We start from the raw sequence: 18,070 nt of genomic DNA on the forward strand, positions 1-18,070 counted from the left end.
ACCTATACTTGTTATATAAAAAATCATATTGGACTAATGTTAATTAGATTAACTAGGATAGTACACCGATAAAATTCATGGCTTTTCACATAATTATTTCACTCCAGAAGGAAACAACTATGAGCCCAAGTACTATCACTTTGCTATTTCTCCTGTTCGCTGTAATTATGTTTGTTTGGGAAAAAATTCCGCTGGCACTCACCGCAATGATCGTCTGTATCGGCTTGATCCTGACCGGAGTATTAGATGTCAAAACCACCTTTTTAGGTTTTATTGATTCCAATGTGATTTTGATCGTGGCGATGTTTGTCATTGGCGGTGCACTATTTGAAACGGGAATGGCAAATAAAATCGGAGGATTGGTAACCCGATTTGCCAAAACAGAACGTCAATTAACCGTCGCCGTGATGCTTATTACCGGGCTTATGTCCGGACTGTTATCTAATACCGGCACTGCTGCCATTTTAATTCCGGTAGTCATCGGCATTGCGACTAAAGCCAATTTTTCACGCTCAAGATTGCTAATGCCGCTGGTTTTTGCAGCGGCAATGGGCGGCAACTTATCGTTGATAGGCGCTCCGGGAAATTTAATCGCCCAAGGCGTGCTGGAACAAGGTGCCGGAGTCAAATTTGGCTTTTTTGAATATGCTAAAATTGGGCTGCCTATTCTGATCGTCGGTATTCTCTATTTTGTGTTGCTTGGTCATCGCTTTCTCCCCCGCTTCACAAAATTTGAGCATTCAAGATTCAATCTATTCCGAACAAGTAGACTACCAACATATTCCAGCTTGGAAACAACAATTATCACTGCTCATCTTAGTGGCGACACTATTAGCAATGGTATTTGAAGACGTGATTGGGATAAGGTTTTACCTTTCCGCCTGTATCGGTGCAATTTTACTCGTCTTAACTCGAGTGATGACAGAAAAACAAGCCTATAAAGCGATTCATTCACAAGTTATCTTTCTATTCGGCGGCACTCTAGCACTGGCAACCGCACTTAGAGACAGTGGCGCCGGTCTGGAAATTGCCAATACCATTATCGGCTGGTTAGGAGAAAACCCGAGTCCATTCGTTTTACTTGCGACCATTTTTTTGCTCAGCTGCACCTTAACCAACTTCATGTCTAACACCGCAACGACCGCACTTTTGGCGCCAATCAGTTTATCCATTGCAACACAACTGGGTGCAGATCCAAGAGCGGTTTTAATGGCAACGGTTATCGGTGCATCTTGCGCCTATGCAACTCCAATTGGTATGCCCGCCAACACGATGGTCTTATCTGCCGGTGGCTATAAATTTACCGACTATGTCAAAGCCGGCGTCCCACTAATTATTGTTGCTACAATCGTAAGCCTTATCCTATTACCGATATTTTACCCGTTTTATCCATAATATAATAAACCACCAATACCTTTAACTTAACCCATGCGATCATAAGCCATCGCATGGGTTTTATTGCGTCCATACCATTTTTGCTACCGCACTTTATCATGCTCTTATTGGTAGTTTTTCTCTAACGGTTTATTAGCTATTCCCCCACTACCGTCTGACTGCCTTTGTTTTATAATCTGAATCAATCCATTTATATCAAAGAGGACATAACATGAATCAATTACCAAAAATCGCATTAGGCACGTGGTCTTGGGGCACTGGCTTTGCCGGTGGAGACACTGTTTTCGGCAATCATTTAACCGATAGCAGGTTTTCGACAGCGCAATGCAGCAAGGGTTAAATTTATGGGATACTGCCGCCGTGTATGGCATGGGTTCCTCCGAGGAAGTGCTTGGTAAACAAATCCGCCGCTATCCACGCGCGGATCTTCTGCTTTCAACCAAATTCACACCGCAAATTGCCGACGAAAACGCTTCTCAGCCACTTGAAAAAATGCTGGACGAGAGCCTCGAGCGCCTGAGGGTTGAAAGTATGGATTTTTACTGGATTCACAATCCGTTTGATGTAGAAAAATGGACACCGGCTCTCATTCCGCTGCTCCAAAGCGGCAAAGTGAAACGCGTCGGGGTGTCCAATCACAATTTGGCGCAAATCAAACGAGTAAATGAAATTTTAAATCAGGCAGGTTTTGCACTAAGTGCGGTACAAAACCATTATAGCCTGCTCTATCGCGCCTCTGAACAAGCCGGCATTTTAGATTATTGCAAAGCCAATAACATCACCTTCTTTGCTTATATGGTGTTGGAACAAGGTGCATTGAGCGGACGCTACAATACACAAAATCCATTGCCGCAAGGCAGCGGGCGTGCAGAAACCTACAACCAATTATTGCCGCAATTAGAAAAACTCACCGCCGTGATGCAACGCATTGCCGACAACAAAAATGCCACTGTCGCCCAAATTGCAATAGCTTGGGCGATTGCGAAAGGCACTTTACCGTTGATTGGGGCAACCAAAACTCATCATGTGCTAGATGCCGCCAAAGCCGCTCAACTGAAACTCAACACGGAAGAAATCGCCGAGTTGGAGAAATCAGCCGCTGAGGCAGATGTCGATACCCGCGGCGCATGGGAAAATGCTATGATTTAATTCACTACAAAATTCATTCAACGAATGAGGGAAATATACTTTCAAAGCCATGTTTAATTAAACCAACGTCAATCATAAGGAGAATAAGATTATGTCAACGTTTGATCGCAGAACATTTGTCAAACATGCATTGGCTGTTACGGCAACATCCTTGCTATCCACGAGATACGCTTATAGCCAAACGAGCGGCTCACGACCACCGGCTCAAACTCCGGCTATTGGCGGCACATTTGATTTAAATAAAAAAACCGTGGGGTTAAATGATGGCCGAGAAATGCCAATTATCGGGATTGGTGTATTTATGCTCTCGATGACACAAGCTGAAAATTCGGTTTTTCACGCCTTAAAAGACGGTTATCGATTAATTGATACTGCACATATTTACGGCAATGAAGAAGCTGTCGGGCGTGCCATGAAAAAATCTGCCGTACCGAGAGACGAGATCTTTCTAACCAGCAAATTATGGATGAATGACTTCCCCAATGCTGATAATGAGATTGATCATATGCTAAAAAGACTGGATACCGATTATATCGATCTTCTACTGCTTCACCACCCTGCCGCGTATGATAAACAAGCCTATCAAGCGATGGAACGCGCCGTTAAAGCCGGCAAAATGAAATCGATCGGTTTATCGAATTACTACGAAAAAGAGTTTGCAGAGATTATGCAAATCGCCACCATCACCCCGGCAGTGGTGCAAAATGAGACCCATCCATATAACCAATGGAAAAACCTAAAAGGCTTTTTTGATCAGTATGGTACCCGACTGGAATCTTGGTATCCGCTAGGTGGACGTAATCGTTATGGTCGCGGAGGGAAGGATACCTTATTTGCAGATAAAACTATTGTCGAAGTTGCTGAAAAATATCAGAAAAGTCCCGCTCAAATTATTTTAAGATGGCACTTGCAAGCAGGCAATATCGCAATTCCGGGTTCGAGTGATCCCGCGCATATTCGGGAAAATATTAGTATTTTTGACTTTGAATTACAGCATGATGATATGCAAACCTTGAATATGTTGGATAAGCGGCAACGGTTTTCCACCTTTTAAGCTGTTCATCGGTCAATTTAAATTGAAATGATAAGGAGACATTATGTCAGAATTTAATCGTCGTACATTTGTCCAAGGCGCATTAGCCGTTACCGCTAGCGCCATGCCTACAAGCGGATTAGCACACGCGAATCCAAAAACGAATATCAAAACATTGGTAATTGTTTCTCACCCCTATCCTGAGCGTTCGGTGATGACTAAAGGTTTGCAAGCCGCCGCAGAAACTGTGGACGGCGTTACTGTGCGCAATTTAGAAACGATTTATGGCTTTGACACCCGCGCGATCAACGGAGATGAAGAACGGCGAATTACCCGCCAATACGATCGTATCGTCTTTTTGTTCCCGACTCATTGGTTCAATATCACCCCGATGATGAAGGCGTATCTGAATGATACTTGGGGCAGCGTCGGCCCCGGCTTATGGCAGGGTAAAGAAATGCTGGTTGTCACCACTGCGGCAGGCGGCAGTTCCACCTACGGCTCCGCCGGCAGAATCGGCGTCAGCCTGGAAGATGTCTTTCTGCCGATGAAAGCCAGTGCCTTGCATACCGGCATGATCTATTTACCGCCACTTGCCTTTCAGAATATCAGCCAAAGCCAATTGCCTGACTATCAACAACAATTGATTAAACGGTTGCAGGAGTAACGGTTTATTTCACTTTTATTTTATTTTTGCTTCACTTAAGGACAGCCCATGACTTTTTTAAAAAAATGGATCGCCACCATGACACTCTGCACCGCACTTTCTGCATCGGCAGCGCCGATGTTTAATCTGTTTGAACTCGGAATCCAGCCCGGACAGACTGAACGCTACAACGAAATCGGGCACAACAATATCACCACCTCACTCAATGAGGAACCCGGTACGCTGGTGATGTATTCCCTCAAATCGGCAGATAATCCGGATATGGCGTATATGTTGGAGCTCTATGCCGATCAAACGGCTTACCAAACACATTTGCAATCACCGCAATATCAGGCATTTTTACAGGCTGCACCGACAATTTTGACCGAACATAAAAAGCGGATTGCATTGGATCCGCAATTTTTAGCGGATAAGAAAATCGAACAGACGGCGAACACCCAAAATCATTTTCAGGTGCTTGAAATAAAGCCCGAATTTAATGCCGATTTTCATCGATTGCTGATCTCCGCAATGGCGGAAGCGTTGACGGCTGAAAACGGGGTATTGGCAATGTATGCCGCCACCGAACAAGAGCAGCCGAACCGTTGGTATCTTTACCAAGTGTATGCCGATGAGCAAGCCTATCAGCAGCATCAACAGACACCGCACTTTCAAGCATATTTAGCACAATCCGCACAAATGGTACAAGACCAACGCATCATCGCCGTTACCCCCGAATTGCTGCGTAACCAAGGCGGGTTAAATTTTCGCCTTGGTTAATTTCGCCTCCGGCGGTGCACTTCCCTGCGCCGCCATTTTCTGGCTTGCGATTTATTCGCCATCCTGCCTATAATTTCCTACCCGCTACATTTAAGCTCACATAGAGGAAAAATGGCAAACAATATAAACGGCTCCGTTTACGGTTATCTCACGATTTTTCATGCCATTGTTGAGGAAGGCAGCATTGCCGCTGCCGCCCGAAAGCTGGAAATCGCTTCGCCTTCGGTCAGCCATGCTTTGAAGTTGTTGGAACAGCATATCGGCTTGCCGCTGTTTAACCGCACCACCCGCAAAATTGAACTGACCGAAGCGGGCGCTCGGCTATATGAAAGCGCCAAGCCTGCAATGCAGGAATTGGCATTTGCGTTGGAAAGCGTGCATGATTTGGCGCAAGTGCCGTCCGGCTGCGTGCGAATCACCGTGCCGCGTATCGCCTATTTGCTGATTTTAAAACCGCACTTTGCCGAATTTTGCCGCCGCTATCCCGAGATTCAACTTGAGATTTCGGTGTATGACGGCACGGTGGATATTCTTAAACAGGGCTTTGATTTGGGAATTCGCTTCGGCAATGCCATTGAGGAAAATATGGTGGCGCGCAAATTGCTGGCGCCATTTAAAGCCGGTTTATATGCTTCGGCACACTATGTCGAGCAATTTGGCGTGCCGACCAGCCTTGAAGCATTGGCGAAACATCGGTTAATCGGCTTTCGTTTTATGACCGCCAACCGGCTGTTTCCGCTCACGCTAAACGACAACGGGCAGGATGTGAACATCGAAATGCCGACGCCAATCATCGCCAACAGCTTAGAAGTGGTGCTGGACGCAGTGCCACAAGGACTGGGGATCGGACGGATCTTTGAACCGATTCTGCAACGGGAACATGACGCGGCGGATTTTATTCCGCTACTGCCGGATTATTGGAAAACCTATCCGCCGTTGTCGCTGTATTATTTGCAAAACAGCCAAAAAGCCAAACGTGTTCAGGTGCTGATTGATTTTTTAATCGAAAAAACGGCATAGATTTCCCTATGCCGTATTAAAAGCCAATCATCAAAATGCGGTCAATCCGCTTGAATCGTCTGTGCCACCATCGCGGCTTTAAATTCCCTGATTTCATATTCGGCAAGATTCGGGTAATACACGTCCGCCGCCAGAATCTGCTCCAACCGGGCACGATCTGCCGCTTGTGCGATGATCACACCAGCATGAGGCTGATCCAAATACGGCCCCAACAGCAAAAAGTTGCCCTGCTGAAAATAGGTTGCAAACCAAGTGCGGTGTTGGTTTAGCAATGTTTCTTGTTCATCCGCCGGCAGATGATCGGTTTTTAACACAATATTGATCAAATACATTTGTTTACCCTTATAGACTATTAATTTTAGCGATCAACTGCTGCGCATAGGCTTTTGAATCCGCCTGTTGTTTTTCCACTTCCGCCGGGTTGCCTCCGGTATAGCTGACACCGTTTAAGTACATCGGCGGCACAAATTCCAGATTGCACAGCATTGCGGTGCTTTCCAGTGCGGCGAAATAGTCTTCGACATCATGGCGCATAAACGCTTCTTTGCCATACGCCCCTTTTGGCGCCCCGGTGGTGAGGGAAACCAACAACTGTTTGCCGCCCAGCTTGGCGGTGGAACCGTGTGCGAAGCCGTGTACAAACACATCATCCAGCCATTTTTTCATCAATGCCGGCATTGAATACCAATAAAACGGGAACTGCCAGACAATCACATCCGCCCGTTCAAGTGCGGTTTGCTCGGCGGCAACGTTAATTTGGTAATTCGGATAAAGCGCATCCAATCTGCGGATGTCGGCATTTGGCAACGCTTGCGTTAATTCATCCAGAATCACGCGGTTGGCAACGGAGTTTTCTAAATTCGGGTGTCCGGAAATAATCAGGATATTTTTCATGTTGAGTTCCTTAACAAGTAGTGTGTGTTATCCGGCATTATAAAGAACCGAACAGCAGCTGATAAGTACGCGGCGGATTAATTGATTATTCGTTTTAAACTAACAATCTCCCTCGCAGGATTAAGCCGAAAAACTTTCACGAATCGCCTCAATCCCCAACCGCACTTTCAATGAGTCGGCACGGTTCGGCGTCACTAAATATAAATGAACCCTTGCCAATTCCCATTCCGGTAAAATGTGAACCAATTCACCACTATCCAGATACGGCTTAATTTCCCTCTCGGAATGAATTGAGATGCCCATATTCTGAATCGTCAATAAACGTCGAATCAACATACTATCGCAAATCACACTCACCGGTGGAACAAGCGCAATATCATTCTTTCCTTCGCAGCTATAAGTATAATATTGGCGATGAAGCTCAGGACTTGCCGCACCAATCCAACGATGTTTCAGCAGATCTTGCGGTGTTTTGATTGGAATATTGAACTCTTGCAAATAACGGGGTGTAGCACAAGTAATCCGCCGAATATCCACTAAAGGACGGGCAATCAAGTTCGGCGTTTGCAACAATCCCAATCCGCCTCGAATCGCAATATCAATTTTATTTTCAACTAAATCCACGATAGAATCGGAAAATTGTAATTCGATATTCATTTCCGGATTCTGTTTCAATAACCGTTCCAATGCCTTAACAAATACGCTACTGGCGATCCCGGTCGGCGCTGAAATTCGCAATGTGCCAATTGCGTTATCCCGCAAGCTTTCCAATGTATCGACCGCACTTTCCGCGCCTTTCAGCATGGTGACACAACCTTGATAGAATCCCTCTCCCGCAGGTGTCAAGTTAAGGCGGCGCGTAGTACGATTCAATAATTTGATCTTATAGCGCAGCTCCAATTTACTGATGTATTGACTGATTGCCGCTGAAGTCATATTGAATTCCTGCGCAGCCCCTTGCATTGACCCCTTCTCAACCACCTTGGCAAAAATTGCCATCGCTTTTAAATCCAGCATAAACCCCTCATTATTAAATTATACTTAATTATGAATTTATAAATTAGCTATTTTAATTTAATAAAAATAATCTTACTATAACTCCCGTCAAAAGCAATCGTGCTTTTCTTATTAATAAACGAAATTTAAGAGGATTTATTTATGAAATTATCAAGCAAACTTCTGATCGCATTACCTGTCGCTTTCGCCAGCTTCGGCGCTTTGGCTGAAAACCCGGTTAACGATCAAATCGAAGCGGCAATCTCCGCCCAGAAACTGCAAACGGTGAACGTGGCAGAAGCTACCGTCGCACAACCGAAAGCACGGATTACCGGCGACAACCCGGTGAACGCGCAAATCGAAGCGGCAATCTCCAGCCAAAAATTACAAAAAGCGCCGGTGAGCAGCAATGCGTTTGACCGCACTTATGCTGAATTGCAAACTAAAATCTCAGAATTGAAACACAATGACAACCGTGCCACATTCGTTGCCGATGCACAAACTGCGAAAGAACTGGCATTGCAAGCAAAACAAAATGTTTCCGGCTTGCTGAAAGATACCGGCGACTCTGAAGATAACTACCGTTTGGCTGCTGATGTAAACTACACCAGCACTAAATTGGAACGCTTAATCCGCGAATTGGACAGCGCTTTAGAATCTGCTCAAAGCGGACAAATGAACACCGCAAAAGCAATCGCGGCTGAACTGTCCGTAACATCATAATCCGACTGCCTAAACACAAGCGGCAATGGCGCTCTCGCCACTGCCGCTTTTTTGTATAGGGCTAAAATATTGCCTATGCTAACGTCTTCGTCCGAAAAGAAATGAAAGCACGGAGATGATTAAAAATACGAAGAACAGGACTTTGGCAATGCCAACCGCGCTTCCGGCGATCCCGCCGAAACCTAATACCGCAGCAATGATTGCAATTACGAAAAAAATGATGGAATAATGTAACATATTACTTCTCCCTTTAACGTTAAGATAGGATATTACGCAACAAAGTGAATAAAATAAACAAGTTGCATAACGCCTATAGATATAACATAAAAATTCACATCAATGCAAATAATGCGTCACTTTTTTCATCACCTCGGCTCAAACCCGTTCTTGATGTTTCGATAACTGCATGATTTTATAAAACATTTGTTTAAACAATAACGGGATCGAATTCACCCCGCGTTTTTCCATTTCATCCGACAATGCAATCGCCAAATCCGGCTTAGACGAACGCTGGATCGCGCGTTGGATAATTTTACTCACCACTTGATTACGCTGCGGAACGTGGTTTGCCAAGCGGTAAAACACGTTTTCAAAACCTTCGCTATAGAAAAAATGTTCAATGTCTTTTTTCGGCAGCGTCAGCAGTCGGCTGTGCACCGATTCATTATCCTCAACCAAGCTTTTAGCCGTGTCGGAATATTTCCACCCGGCGCTGTCGCCGTCGGTCAGTACAAACCATTCGATGCCCATTTTTTTGCAATATTTGATCAACGGGCGCAAGCCGCTTTGTGCAAATTCGATGATCCGAATCCCTTCCATTTCCAGATTAATGTTCAGCAAATGTGCCAGTTCAGTCAAAATCCACACTTCAGTTTCGCCTTCCACCAACACCCAAATCCGCGAAAACAGTGCCAAACTGCGGTTATAGTGCACATGAAAACTCAAACGACGCATATCCTCTTTGCCTAAATCCCGTCGTGCCAATTGGTAGGCTTTGGTTTGGCTTTGGTATCGCACTAAACGGCAGATATGTTCCAACCGCACATACGCCAGCAACTCCACCGAATTGCTGGTAGTGATCCGTTGCAGCGGCAAATGGCTGGCAAGTTCCCAGCCGATCGCCACCATCCGCGGATGCAGGCGGGTTTCCAAATCTTCAAACAGAATGATCGGGCGAGTCTGTTTGCTGAATTTGATCCCTTTACCGCGTTCAAACATCGATGAAAGATAGTATAAAATCCGTTTTTTCAGGCTGCCGTTTTCCTCCAAAATCAAACGCTGGCACAATGATTTTACCTGTGTCCACATTTTGGTGGTGTCGTGCATTTGCCGCTGCCACATCAACCGATCCTGATTGTCTAAAAAATAGTATTGCAGCAGCAATGCAACGGAATGAATTTCTGCTTGCAGCACATCGCCTTCACACTCCCCTTTAATACAAAACGGGCGAATTGTGTGGTAGTGGCGTTGCAACCGTGCATCACGGAAGCGGAACACCGGATGGCGGGAAATGATCAATGAAACCAGTTTGCGCGCGTTGCGCAGCTTAATCTGGTCGCCCAATCCGTCTAAAAATGAATATTCGGTGCTGGCTGAGCCGTCGATCAATTCGCCGCTGACTCGCATATAAATCCGCGCGTAGCCGTCTTCATGCTCGGAAAACAGCGGGCGGTAAAATTGGCATTCTTGGCGATCTCGTTCGCCGTGGTAGCTTTCGCTGAAGGTGAACAACACCATGCAGCTATGATTGCGTTTAGAAACGGGATTTTGCGGCGTGAGTTCTTGATACTCATCCAGATCAAGGTGGAAATCGCTCGGCTTAAAGTGGTACAGGCGTTTTTCAGGGTTTAAAATCAAGCTCAGCGCATCCAATAAACTCGACTTCCCCCATGAATTTTCGCCAATCAGCACCATATTCGAGCGCAGTTGCAAAGATAAACGATTCAAACCTCTAAAACCAATTACATCAACTTGTTTTAAATACATATTGACCTCGTTTGGGCGTTTTCATGTTCAATCAACATGACTCACCAAACAGCTTACTAAAAAAAAGCGGGCATTAATATGCTTAATCTCATGTTTTTCGTTATAATCGCAACCTGATTTTTATGAGGTAATTATGATTGGTGGATTATTAATCGTTTTGGGCCCGATGTTTTTCGGCTACTTAATCAAAACAAACAACCGGGCTTGGCTGAATCGGATTAACAAGGCAGTGATGCTCCTACTGTATTTGATCTTATTGATCATGGGGCTGTCACTCGGGCAAATGGACGATTTAGCTCAAAAATTACCGATCATTGCCGTTTCATCGCTCACCTTTATCGCCATGATCATCGGGCTGAATATCCTGTGTTTGGCAATTTATGACAAACTCTCACCGCGCCCATTAGCCCACCACGGCGAACAGATGCCTTCACGCCTGCGTTTAATGCTCGATTCTCTGCTGATGTCATCAATGGTGCTACTCGGATTTATCCTCGGCTTCTTCAGCAAAGGGCATTTCAGTATTCCGCTCAACAGCAGCACCTATGTGCTGATCGCACTGATTTTTCTGATCGGGATTCAATTGCGCAATAACGGCATCGGGCTGCGCGAAGTGTTGTTCAACAAACGCGGAATTTATACCGCAATTATTGTCACGTTTAGCGCACTACTCGGCGGCTTGCTTGCTGCGGCGTGGTTAAAAATGCCCCCGTCACAAGGCTTGGCGATCGCCTCCGGCATCGGTTGGTATTCGCTGTCGAGTGTGATGATTAATGATGCTTGGGGGCCGGTGTTAGGCAGTATTGCGTTTTTTAATGACTTAACGCGCGAAATTTTGAGCCTGTTTTTAGTGCCGTTTTTCATGCAAAATCACCGTTCGACGGCAGTCGGGATCACCGGTGCAACCGCACTTGACTGCACCCTGCCGGTGATCCAACGTTCCGGCGGAATGCAAGTCGTGCCGTTGGCGATCAGCTACGGCTTTATCATCAATATTTTAGTGCCGATTCTGCTGGTATTTTTTATCAATCTGCCGCTTTAATTTCCGTTCATTCCTGCCATTTCAGGGCATCGACCAGCGCCCTGAATAACGGTGAATCGGCGCGGCGGTTCGGGTAATACAAATGCAGCCCTTGATAGCTGATCGCCCAATCTTCCAACACCGGTATCAATTCGCCTGACTGAATTTCATCTTGCAAGCTTTCTAGCGCTGTCCAACATAGCCCAAAATGTTCGGTCGCCGCTTTTTTAACTAATATCGGTGTATTGCTGATCATAGAGCCTTGCGGCTGAATGCTGATCGGCTTGCCGCCTTTTTTCGGATCTAAAAACTCCCACGCCAGCAAACCGCCGTGAGTCGGCAGCCGCAACGCCAAACAGTTGTGTTCGCTTAAATCATACGGGGTTTTCGGCGTGCCGCACTTTGCCAAATACTCGGGGCTTGCCGCCACGCACATCTGCAAATCCGGCGCAACCCGCACCGCAATCATGTCTTTTGCCACGTCGTCGCCTAATCGGATCCCCACATCAAACCGCTTCGCCACAATATCACTGAAGCCGATGTTACTGCAAAATTCCAATGACACTTCGGCATACTCACGCATAAACGCCGCGAATTTATCCCACAATACGCTAAATGCTAAATCTGTACCTTCGATCCGCAAATTGCCGCGCACCCCGCCACGAAAATCACCGAGTGCTTGAATTTCTTGATCCACATTGTCAAACAAAGGCTCAAGCCGCTGACGTAGCTGTTCGCCCGCTTCGGTGGTTGAAACGCTGCGGGTAGTGCGGATCAGCAATTTCACGCCTAAACGCGCTTCAATGCCGCGCATGGTATGGCTCAATGCCGATTGCGATACGCCCAATTGTGCGGCGGCTTTAGTGAAACTGCCCTCACGTGCCACCAATAAAAACGCGCGTAAATCATTCAGATTCTCTTTCATTTCAACCTCAGATTAATTAATTTTATTCATAACTTTATGCGAATTTATCCGGCTAATCAATATAAATCCGGTTTGCTAGAATAGCCGCATACTCTTTCATAACAAATAAAAAAGGAATCAATCGTATGCCAACTTCCACTCACAATATTCTGATCTTCGGCGCCAGCGGCAGCTTAGAACGCTATGTCATTGCCGAAGCACAAAAATTGGACAATTGCGTGCTGACACTGTTTGTACGCAATCCAAGCCGCTTGCCGAAAAATTTACCGCCTAGCATTCGTGTTATTGAAGGCGACGCACTGAATTATGCCGATGTACAAAGTGCGGTTGTCGGGCAAGATTTGGTTTATCTCAATCTGGCGGGCGATCTGGCTACAATGGGTACAAATATTGTAAAAGCCATGCAGCAACACGGCGTGAAACGGATTGTCGCCATCAGCTCGATCGGCATTTATCAATCGCCGCTACAGCCGATTCTGAAGCCTTATCGCGCACTGGCGGATCTGATCGAAAATTCCGGTTTGGACTACACCATTCTGCGCCCCGACTGGTTCACCAATGCCGATGAAATTGATTACGCGCTCACCCGCAAAGGCGAGCCGGAAAGCGGAAGTGCAGTATCGCGCAAAAGCATTGCCAGCTTTGTCTGCAACCTGTTTGCACAGCCTGCACGTTATTTAAATGAAAATCTGGGCATCAGCAAGCCCGAATAACCGCGAGAATCGCCATGAATGAACAACCTAAAATCAACCGCACTTTCAATCGATGCCGATTGTTGATTGGCACTGCTGCCCTGTTCGGCATGGCGAATTTTCGCTATTTGCCACTGGCACATGCCGACACCCGCTTTCCACAACTGGGAAAGGTGCTGGTGGCTTATTTTTCGCGCACCGGTTTCACTCGCCAAGTGGCAAATCTGATTCATCAACACGTCGGCGGCGATCTGTTGGAAATAATCCCGACAACCGCCTATCCGGCGGATTATTATGCGGTGGTTGAGCTGAACAGGCATCAACAAGAACAGGGAATTTATCCTGAAATGCGGCAAACAATTACAAATTTAGCCGAATACCATACGATTTTTCTTGGCTATCCGATTTGGGCAATGGATCTACCGCGCTTTTTGTATCCGTTTTTGCAGCAACACGACTTCGGCGGCAAAACGCTGGCGCCGTTCTGCACTCATGCCATGAGCGGTCTGTCGGGAACAACGCAACGCTTGCAGCAGCTTTGCCCAACTGCCAATGTGATCGACGGGCTGGCGATTCAAGGGGCCGGGCGCGGGCAAAATCAAGTTATTACTCAACTTCCTAATGAGGCTGAAGCCCAAATTGCCTGCCAGCAATGGTTACAAGCGCTTACAAGTCGTTCTAATAGAGATTCTTAATTATGGTTCACAACAAACAACAATTCGGCTTAGGATTTTTATTGATTTTAAGCGCACTCATGGCGTTCACTTCGCTTTCAACCGATATTTATCTGCCCGCGATGCCGCAAATGCAGCAAGATCTACAAGGCAATGCCGAATTAACCGTCACCGGGTTTTTAATCGGTTTTGCCGTGGCACAACTGATCTGGGGTCCGATTAGTGACAAAATCGGACGGCGAAAACCGCTATTTATCGGTATGATTTTATTCATTATCGGCTCTATCGGCTGTGCCCTGTCACTAAATATCGAGCAAATCGTTTTTTGGCGTGTGTTTCAAGCCTTTGGTGCCTGCACAGCACCGATGTTGGCACGTGCGATGATCCGCGATTGCTTTGCGCGCACCCGTGCCGCACAGATGTTATCCACCCTGACCATTATTATGGCTATCGCCCCGATTATCGGTCCGTTACTCGGCGGGCAATTATTAAAAATCAGCTCTTGGCATCTGATTTTTGGCTGCTGTCAGCAATCGGCGTCACCATGTTGCTATCACTGTTTCGTCTGCCTGAAACGTTACCGGCGGAAAAACGCAGCAATGCACCGTTATTAACTGTGTTTCGCAACTATCGCTATCTACTCGCACAGCCCGAATTTATGCGTTACACCCTGTGTGTCACCTTTTTCTATGTCGCCGCTTATGCGTTTATCGTCGGCTCACCCTTTGTGTATATTGAATACTATGGCATTGCACCGCAGCATTACGGCTGGTTGTTTGCACTCAACATTCTCGGCATTATGACGCTGAGTTTACTGAACCGCACTTTGGTCAAAAAACGGAATTTGGACGGCTTACTGCGCACTGCCGCATTGGTTGCGATGTTCGCCGGACTGTTGCTTGCCCTGTTGGTTCACTGGCGAATCGGCGGCATATTCGGTGTGATCGTACCGGTTTTTATCAACGGCATTATCGCCGCCAATGCCACTGCCGCCGCACTGGACGGCGTGCCGCAAATGGCAGGATCTGCTGCGGCATTAATCGGTTCGCTGCAATACGGCAGCGGTATTATTTCGTCGCTGCTATTGGCACTGTTCGCCGACGGCTCACCTTGGACAATGGCTTGGGTTATTGCGCTATTCAGCAGCTTAAGTGCGGTAGTGCTGTTTTGCCGCTCAAGCCAGTGCGATTATTTCGGTTTTAGAAAAAGTAAAATACACAATGGTTAATTTACAGTCGCTGATTTTCCCCTATAATCACATGGTTTAAGTTAATCTATTTTTTCAACTTATTGTTCATTCGGAGAGCGTATGGCGGTATTTAAATTCACTTTTATTTTGTTCAAATGGCTGTTGTTGGCGGCAGTTATTATTGCAGCCGGGATCGCCGCGTATGTCTATTTCGCCCCGACTTTCGGCGACAAGCCTGATGCCGCAAGTCAAGCCAGAATCAACGCCTCGCCGAATTTCAACGGCACGGTATTTGTCAACCAAGAACCGACCACCATTGAAACCAACGGTGGTAATCAACCGTCATTAATCTCTTGGCTAAGTTCGGTGCTAAATCCGCCGGAGGGCAAGCATCCTGCTGAACCGCTTCCCACCGTTCGCTTGGATCAAAGTGCGGTCGTCAATAACAGTTTTACTTGGTTCGGGCATTCCAGCTTGCTGTTTAAAACCGCCGATTTGACCATTATGGTTGATCCGGTGTTTTATCGTGCCTCACCACTGTTTTTCGGCGGCAAGCCGTTTGCGATGAGCAATCCGCCCGCCACTGCCGATCTGCCGTTTATGGATATTGTGCTGCTGACCCATGATCACTACGATCATTTGGATCACCGAGCAATTCAAGAAATCGATCATAAAGTCGGGCATTATTATGCGCCGCTCGGGGTAAAAGGACATTTACAACGTTGGGGCGTTGCCGATGAGAAAATCACCGAGTTGGATTGGCATGATACTGTAAGCCTGCCGTTAACCAACGGCGAACTCAAACTGACGCTGGCACCGGCTCGATTTCAGCGGGCGCAATTTCAACAGCCGCAATAGCACGCTGTGGGGTTCGTGGGTGGTCAAATCGCCAGACCTTTCGCTCTACCTGAATGGCGACAGCGGATACGGCAAGCATTTTGCCGAAATCGCCGCACAGTATGGTCCGTTTAATATTGCCTTTATCGAAAACGGTGCTTACGATCCGGCATGGGCATTAATTCATATGTCGCCGGAACAAGCGGCACAAGCCGCCCACGATCTGCAAACGAAAATCGCCGTACCGATTCATTGGGCAAAATTCGATCTCGCCTATCACAGTTGGCAAGATCCGATTGTGCGCTTCCTTGCCGCCGCCGAAAATCAGCCGTTCCAAACCGCTACGCCACAAATCGGGCAGACCTTTACCTTGGATAATCTGCCACAGGCTAAATGGTGGCAGTGAATACTGAGTTTAACCGATAAAAAAACCGCCTGAAGGCGGTTTTTGATTAAAGATGATTTTACTTAACTTAGTTGTTTACAAACTGTTCGCCCAGCTCGATATCCGCTTTTAAGGTCGGCAGCATATCGGTGATGGCTTGTTGCTCAAAGGCGCTTAATGTGCCGATTGGCAAGATTTCTTCCACACCGTTTTTGCCTAAACGTACCGGCTCGGCAAAGAAGCGGGCATATTTGCCGTCGCCCTCTACATAGGCATACTCAACCGCACTTTCACCGCTCAAGCCTTTCAACACCGAAACGCCGAAGCGTGCCGCCGCTTGTGCCATAGATAAGGTTGCGGATCCGCCTCCGGCTTTGGCTTCCACCACTTCGGTGCCGGCATTTTGAATGCGTTTAGTTAAAGAAGCGATTTCTTCATCGCTGAAGCTCGCCCCTTCCACTTGCGACAACAGTGGCAGAATGGTCACGCCGGAATGCCCGCCGATCACCGGTACTTTCACTTTATCTAACGCAATGCCTTTCAATTCTGAAACAAAAGTTTCAGAACGAATCACGTCCAGCGTGGTGACGCCGAACAGTTTGTTTTTGTCATACACACCGGCTTTTTTCAGCACTTCCGCCGCAATCGCCACGGTGGTGTTCACCGGGTTGGTGATGATCCCAACACAAGCTTTCGGGCAGGTTGCCGCCACTTTTTCGATTAAGTTGCGGATAATCCCGGCGTTAATATTGAACAGGTCGGAACGATCCATACCCGGTTTTCTGGCAACACCCGCTGAGATCAACACCAAATCCGCGCCGACTAACGCAGGTGTCGGATCTTCTCCGGCAAAGCCCTCGGCTTTAACTGCGGTCGGGATGTGGCTGATGTCTTTCGCCACACCCGGCGTAACCGGCGCAATATCATAAAGCGATAGTTCTGTTCCTGCCGGACATTGTAATTTAAGTAATAATGCTAATGCTTGGCCGATGCCGCCGGCCGCCCCTAAAACTGCTACTTTCATTCAGAAACTCCTTAATGTAATAAATAAAATGACTTAACTCCTGCTAAGTGTAGTGCGTTTAATCTTACAATTCAAACGGATAAATTCAATATTGAGAGCTTGAGCATATTTTTGATAAATAGCGGTTGCATCTCGCAAAATTACTAAAATTCCATTGCTTTTCTACTGAATAATATGCACTATCTATGCAAATTTTCTGCATAGAGACGCTATTTAATGAATATCGACAACAAAAATGACTCCTTAACCAATACTTTCCGTAGTTTACTGGCGGAAGAAAAGTACGCTTCGCAAAGCGAAATTGTCGCCGCCTTGCAACAACTGGGGTTCACGCAGGTGAATCAATCCAAAATTTCGCGAATGTTGGCGAAATTCGGCGCAGTGCGGATTCGCAATTCCAAAATGCAAACCGTGTATTGTCTGCCGCCGGAACTCAGCCTGCCGAACACCAGCAGCCCGTTAAAGAATTTAGTGCTAGATATTGATTACAATGCTGCGGTGATCGTGATTCGCACCAGTCCGGGTGGAGCGCAGTTGATCGCACGCTTGCTGGATTCGCTGGGTAAAAACGACGGCATTTTGGGCACGATTGCCGGGGATGACACGGTGTTTGTCACCCCGACGCGCGGAACTGAAATGGCGCAATTGATGTCTAATATTCAACATCTGTTTGAAACATCGCTATAATTTGGCTTGAACAC

17 protein-coding genes and 3 pseudogenes are annotated in these 18,070 nt (G+C 46.7%); 13 read left to right on the forward strand and 7 right to left on the reverse strand.

Features of this window, described 5'->3' with window-relative positions:
- Positions 1-119: 119 nt before the first annotated feature.
- The 6 genes and pseudogenes from ACUHGC_RS09610 to ACUHGC_RS09635 all read left to right on the forward strand — a co-directional run bounded on the left by ACUHGC_RS09610 (position 120) and on the right by ACUHGC_RS09635 (position 6,023).
- Positions 120-1,395 (forward strand): annotated as a pseudogene (locus tag ACUHGC_RS09610) (SLC13 family permease).
- A 324-nt stretch (positions 1,396-1,719) separates the two neighbouring features.
- A complete protein-coding gene (locus tag ACUHGC_RS09615) occupies positions 1,720-2,544 on the forward strand; it encodes an aldo/keto reductase (protein WP_446833110.1) in 825 nt (274 codons plus the stop codon).
- A gap of 91 nt (positions 2,545-2,635) precedes the next feature.
- Positions 2,636-3,598: an aldo/keto reductase gene (locus ACUHGC_RS09620; protein WP_446833111.1), complete on the forward strand. Its 963-nt coding sequence runs from the start codon at positions 2,636-2,638 to the stop codon at positions 3,596-3,598.
- A 43-nt stretch (positions 3,599-3,641) separates the two neighbouring features.
- Positions 3,642-4,244, forward strand: coding sequence for an NAD(P)H-dependent oxidoreductase (locus tag ACUHGC_RS09625; RefSeq protein WP_446833112.1), 603 nt, complete (start codon positions 3,642-3,644; stop codon positions 4,242-4,244).
- A gap of 48 nt (positions 4,245-4,292) precedes the next feature.
- Positions 4,293-5,003 (forward strand): putative quinol monooxygenase, encoded by a 711-nt coding sequence (locus ACUHGC_RS09630; RefSeq protein ID WP_446833113.1) that lies wholly within the window; start codon positions 4,293-4,295, stop codon positions 5,001-5,003.
- Between the two features lie 111 nt (positions 5,004-5,114).
- Positions 5,115-6,023: a LysR family transcriptional regulator gene (locus ACUHGC_RS09635; protein WP_446833114.1), complete on the forward strand. Its 909-nt coding sequence runs from the start codon at positions 5,115-5,117 to the stop codon at positions 6,021-6,023.
- A gap of 41 nt (positions 6,024-6,064) precedes the next feature.
- Here the strand turns inward: ACUHGC_RS09635 and ACUHGC_RS09640 are convergent, their stop codons facing one another.
- From ACUHGC_RS09640 to ACUHGC_RS09650, 3 genes are all read right to left on the reverse strand, one after another.
- Positions 6,065-6,355 carry a YciI family protein gene (locus tag ACUHGC_RS09640; RefSeq protein ID WP_446833115.1) on the reverse strand — a complete coding sequence of 97 codons (291 nt, stop codon included), beginning with the start codon at positions 6,353-6,355 and terminating at the stop codon, positions 6,065-6,067.
- Between the two features lie 10 nt (positions 6,356-6,365).
- Positions 6,366-6,917, reverse strand: a complete 552-nt coding sequence (locus ACUHGC_RS09645; RefSeq protein ID WP_446833116.1) for an NAD(P)H-dependent oxidoreductase — start codon at positions 6,915-6,917, stop codon at positions 6,366-6,368.
- Between the two features lie 120 nt (positions 6,918-7,037).
- Positions 7,038-7,934, reverse strand: a complete 897-nt coding sequence (locus ACUHGC_RS09650) for a LysR family transcriptional regulator (protein ID WP_446833117.1) — start codon at positions 7,932-7,934, stop codon at positions 7,038-7,040.
- A 141-nt stretch (positions 7,935-8,075) separates the two neighbouring features.
- Between ACUHGC_RS09650 and ACUHGC_RS09655 the strand changes: the two genes are divergently transcribed.
- The gene (locus ACUHGC_RS09655; RefSeq protein ID WP_446833118.1) at positions 8,076-8,636 is read left to right on the forward strand and encodes a hypothetical protein; all 561 of its coding nucleotides are present in this window, start codon (positions 8,076-8,078) and stop codon (positions 8,634-8,636) included.
- Positions 8,637-8,714: 78 nt separating this feature from the next.
- On the opposite strand, the gene ACUHGC_RS09660 is transcribed toward ACUHGC_RS09655, so the two are convergent.
- Together ACUHGC_RS09660 and ACUHGC_RS09665 are read right to left on the reverse strand one after the other, a co-directional pair.
- The gene (locus ACUHGC_RS09660) at positions 8,715-8,873 is read right to left on the reverse strand and encodes a DUF1328 domain-containing protein (RefSeq protein WP_446833119.1); all 159 of its coding nucleotides are present in this window, start codon (positions 8,871-8,873) and stop codon (positions 8,715-8,717) included.
- A 138-nt stretch (positions 8,874-9,011) separates the two neighbouring features.
- Entirely contained in the window at positions 9,012-10,622 is a 1,611-nt protein-coding gene (locus tag ACUHGC_RS09665; RefSeq protein ID WP_446833120.1) for a DUF2813 domain-containing protein, read from the reverse strand.
- A 133-nt stretch (positions 10,623-10,755) separates the two neighbouring features.
- Between ACUHGC_RS09665 and ACUHGC_RS09670 the strand changes: the two genes are divergently transcribed.
- Complete coding sequence (locus tag ACUHGC_RS09670; RefSeq protein WP_446833121.1) at positions 10,756-11,664, forward strand: lysine exporter LysO family protein; 909 nt, start codon at positions 10,756-10,758, stop codon at positions 11,662-11,664.
- 7 nt (positions 11,665-11,671) lie between these two features.
- On the opposite strand, the gene ACUHGC_RS09675 is transcribed toward ACUHGC_RS09670, so the two are convergent.
- Complete coding sequence (locus ACUHGC_RS09675; RefSeq protein WP_446833122.1) at positions 11,672-12,568, reverse strand: LysR family transcriptional regulator; 897 nt, start codon at positions 12,566-12,568, stop codon at positions 11,672-11,674.
- A 125-nt stretch (positions 12,569-12,693) separates the two neighbouring features.
- Between ACUHGC_RS09675 and ACUHGC_RS09680 the strand changes: the two genes are divergently transcribed.
- The 4 genes and pseudogenes from ACUHGC_RS09680 to ACUHGC_RS09695 all read left to right on the forward strand — a co-directional run bounded on the left by ACUHGC_RS09680 (position 12,694) and on the right by ACUHGC_RS09695 (position 16,366).
- Positions 12,694-13,281 (forward strand): NAD(P)H-binding protein, encoded by a 588-nt coding sequence (locus tag ACUHGC_RS09680; protein ID WP_446833123.1) that lies wholly within the window; start codon positions 12,694-12,696, stop codon positions 13,279-13,281.
- 14 nt (positions 13,282-13,295) lie between these two features.
- Positions 13,296-13,955 carry a flavodoxin gene (locus tag ACUHGC_RS09685; RefSeq protein WP_446833124.1) on the forward strand — a complete coding sequence of 220 codons (660 nt, stop codon included), beginning with the start codon at positions 13,296-13,298 and terminating at the stop codon, positions 13,953-13,955.
- 110 nt (positions 13,956-14,065) lie between these two features.
- Positions 14,066-15,162: pseudogene (locus ACUHGC_RS09690) on the forward strand (multidrug effflux MFS transporter).
- A 465-nt stretch (positions 15,163-15,627) separates the two neighbouring features.
- Positions 15,628-16,366 (forward strand): annotated as a pseudogene (locus tag ACUHGC_RS09695) (MBL fold metallo-hydrolase).
- Positions 16,367-16,433: 67 nt separating this feature from the next.
- On the opposite strand, the gene mdh reads toward ACUHGC_RS09695, so the two are convergent.
- Positions 16,434-17,369 (reverse strand): malate dehydrogenase, encoded by a 936-nt coding sequence (gene mdh / locus ACUHGC_RS09700; protein WP_446833125.1) that lies wholly within the window; start codon positions 17,367-17,369, stop codon positions 16,434-16,436.
- A gap of 216 nt (positions 17,370-17,585) precedes the next feature.
- Here mdh and argR point away from each other — a divergent pair, with 216 nt between their 5' ends.
- Positions 17,586-18,056: a transcriptional regulator ArgR gene (gene argR / locus ACUHGC_RS09705; RefSeq protein ID WP_446833126.1), complete on the forward strand. Its 471-nt coding sequence runs from the start codon at positions 17,586-17,588 to the stop codon at positions 18,054-18,056.
- Positions 18,057-18,070: the final 14 nt, after the last annotated feature.

It is taken from the genome of Testudinibacter sp. P27/CKL/0425 (genome assembly GCF_052931395.1).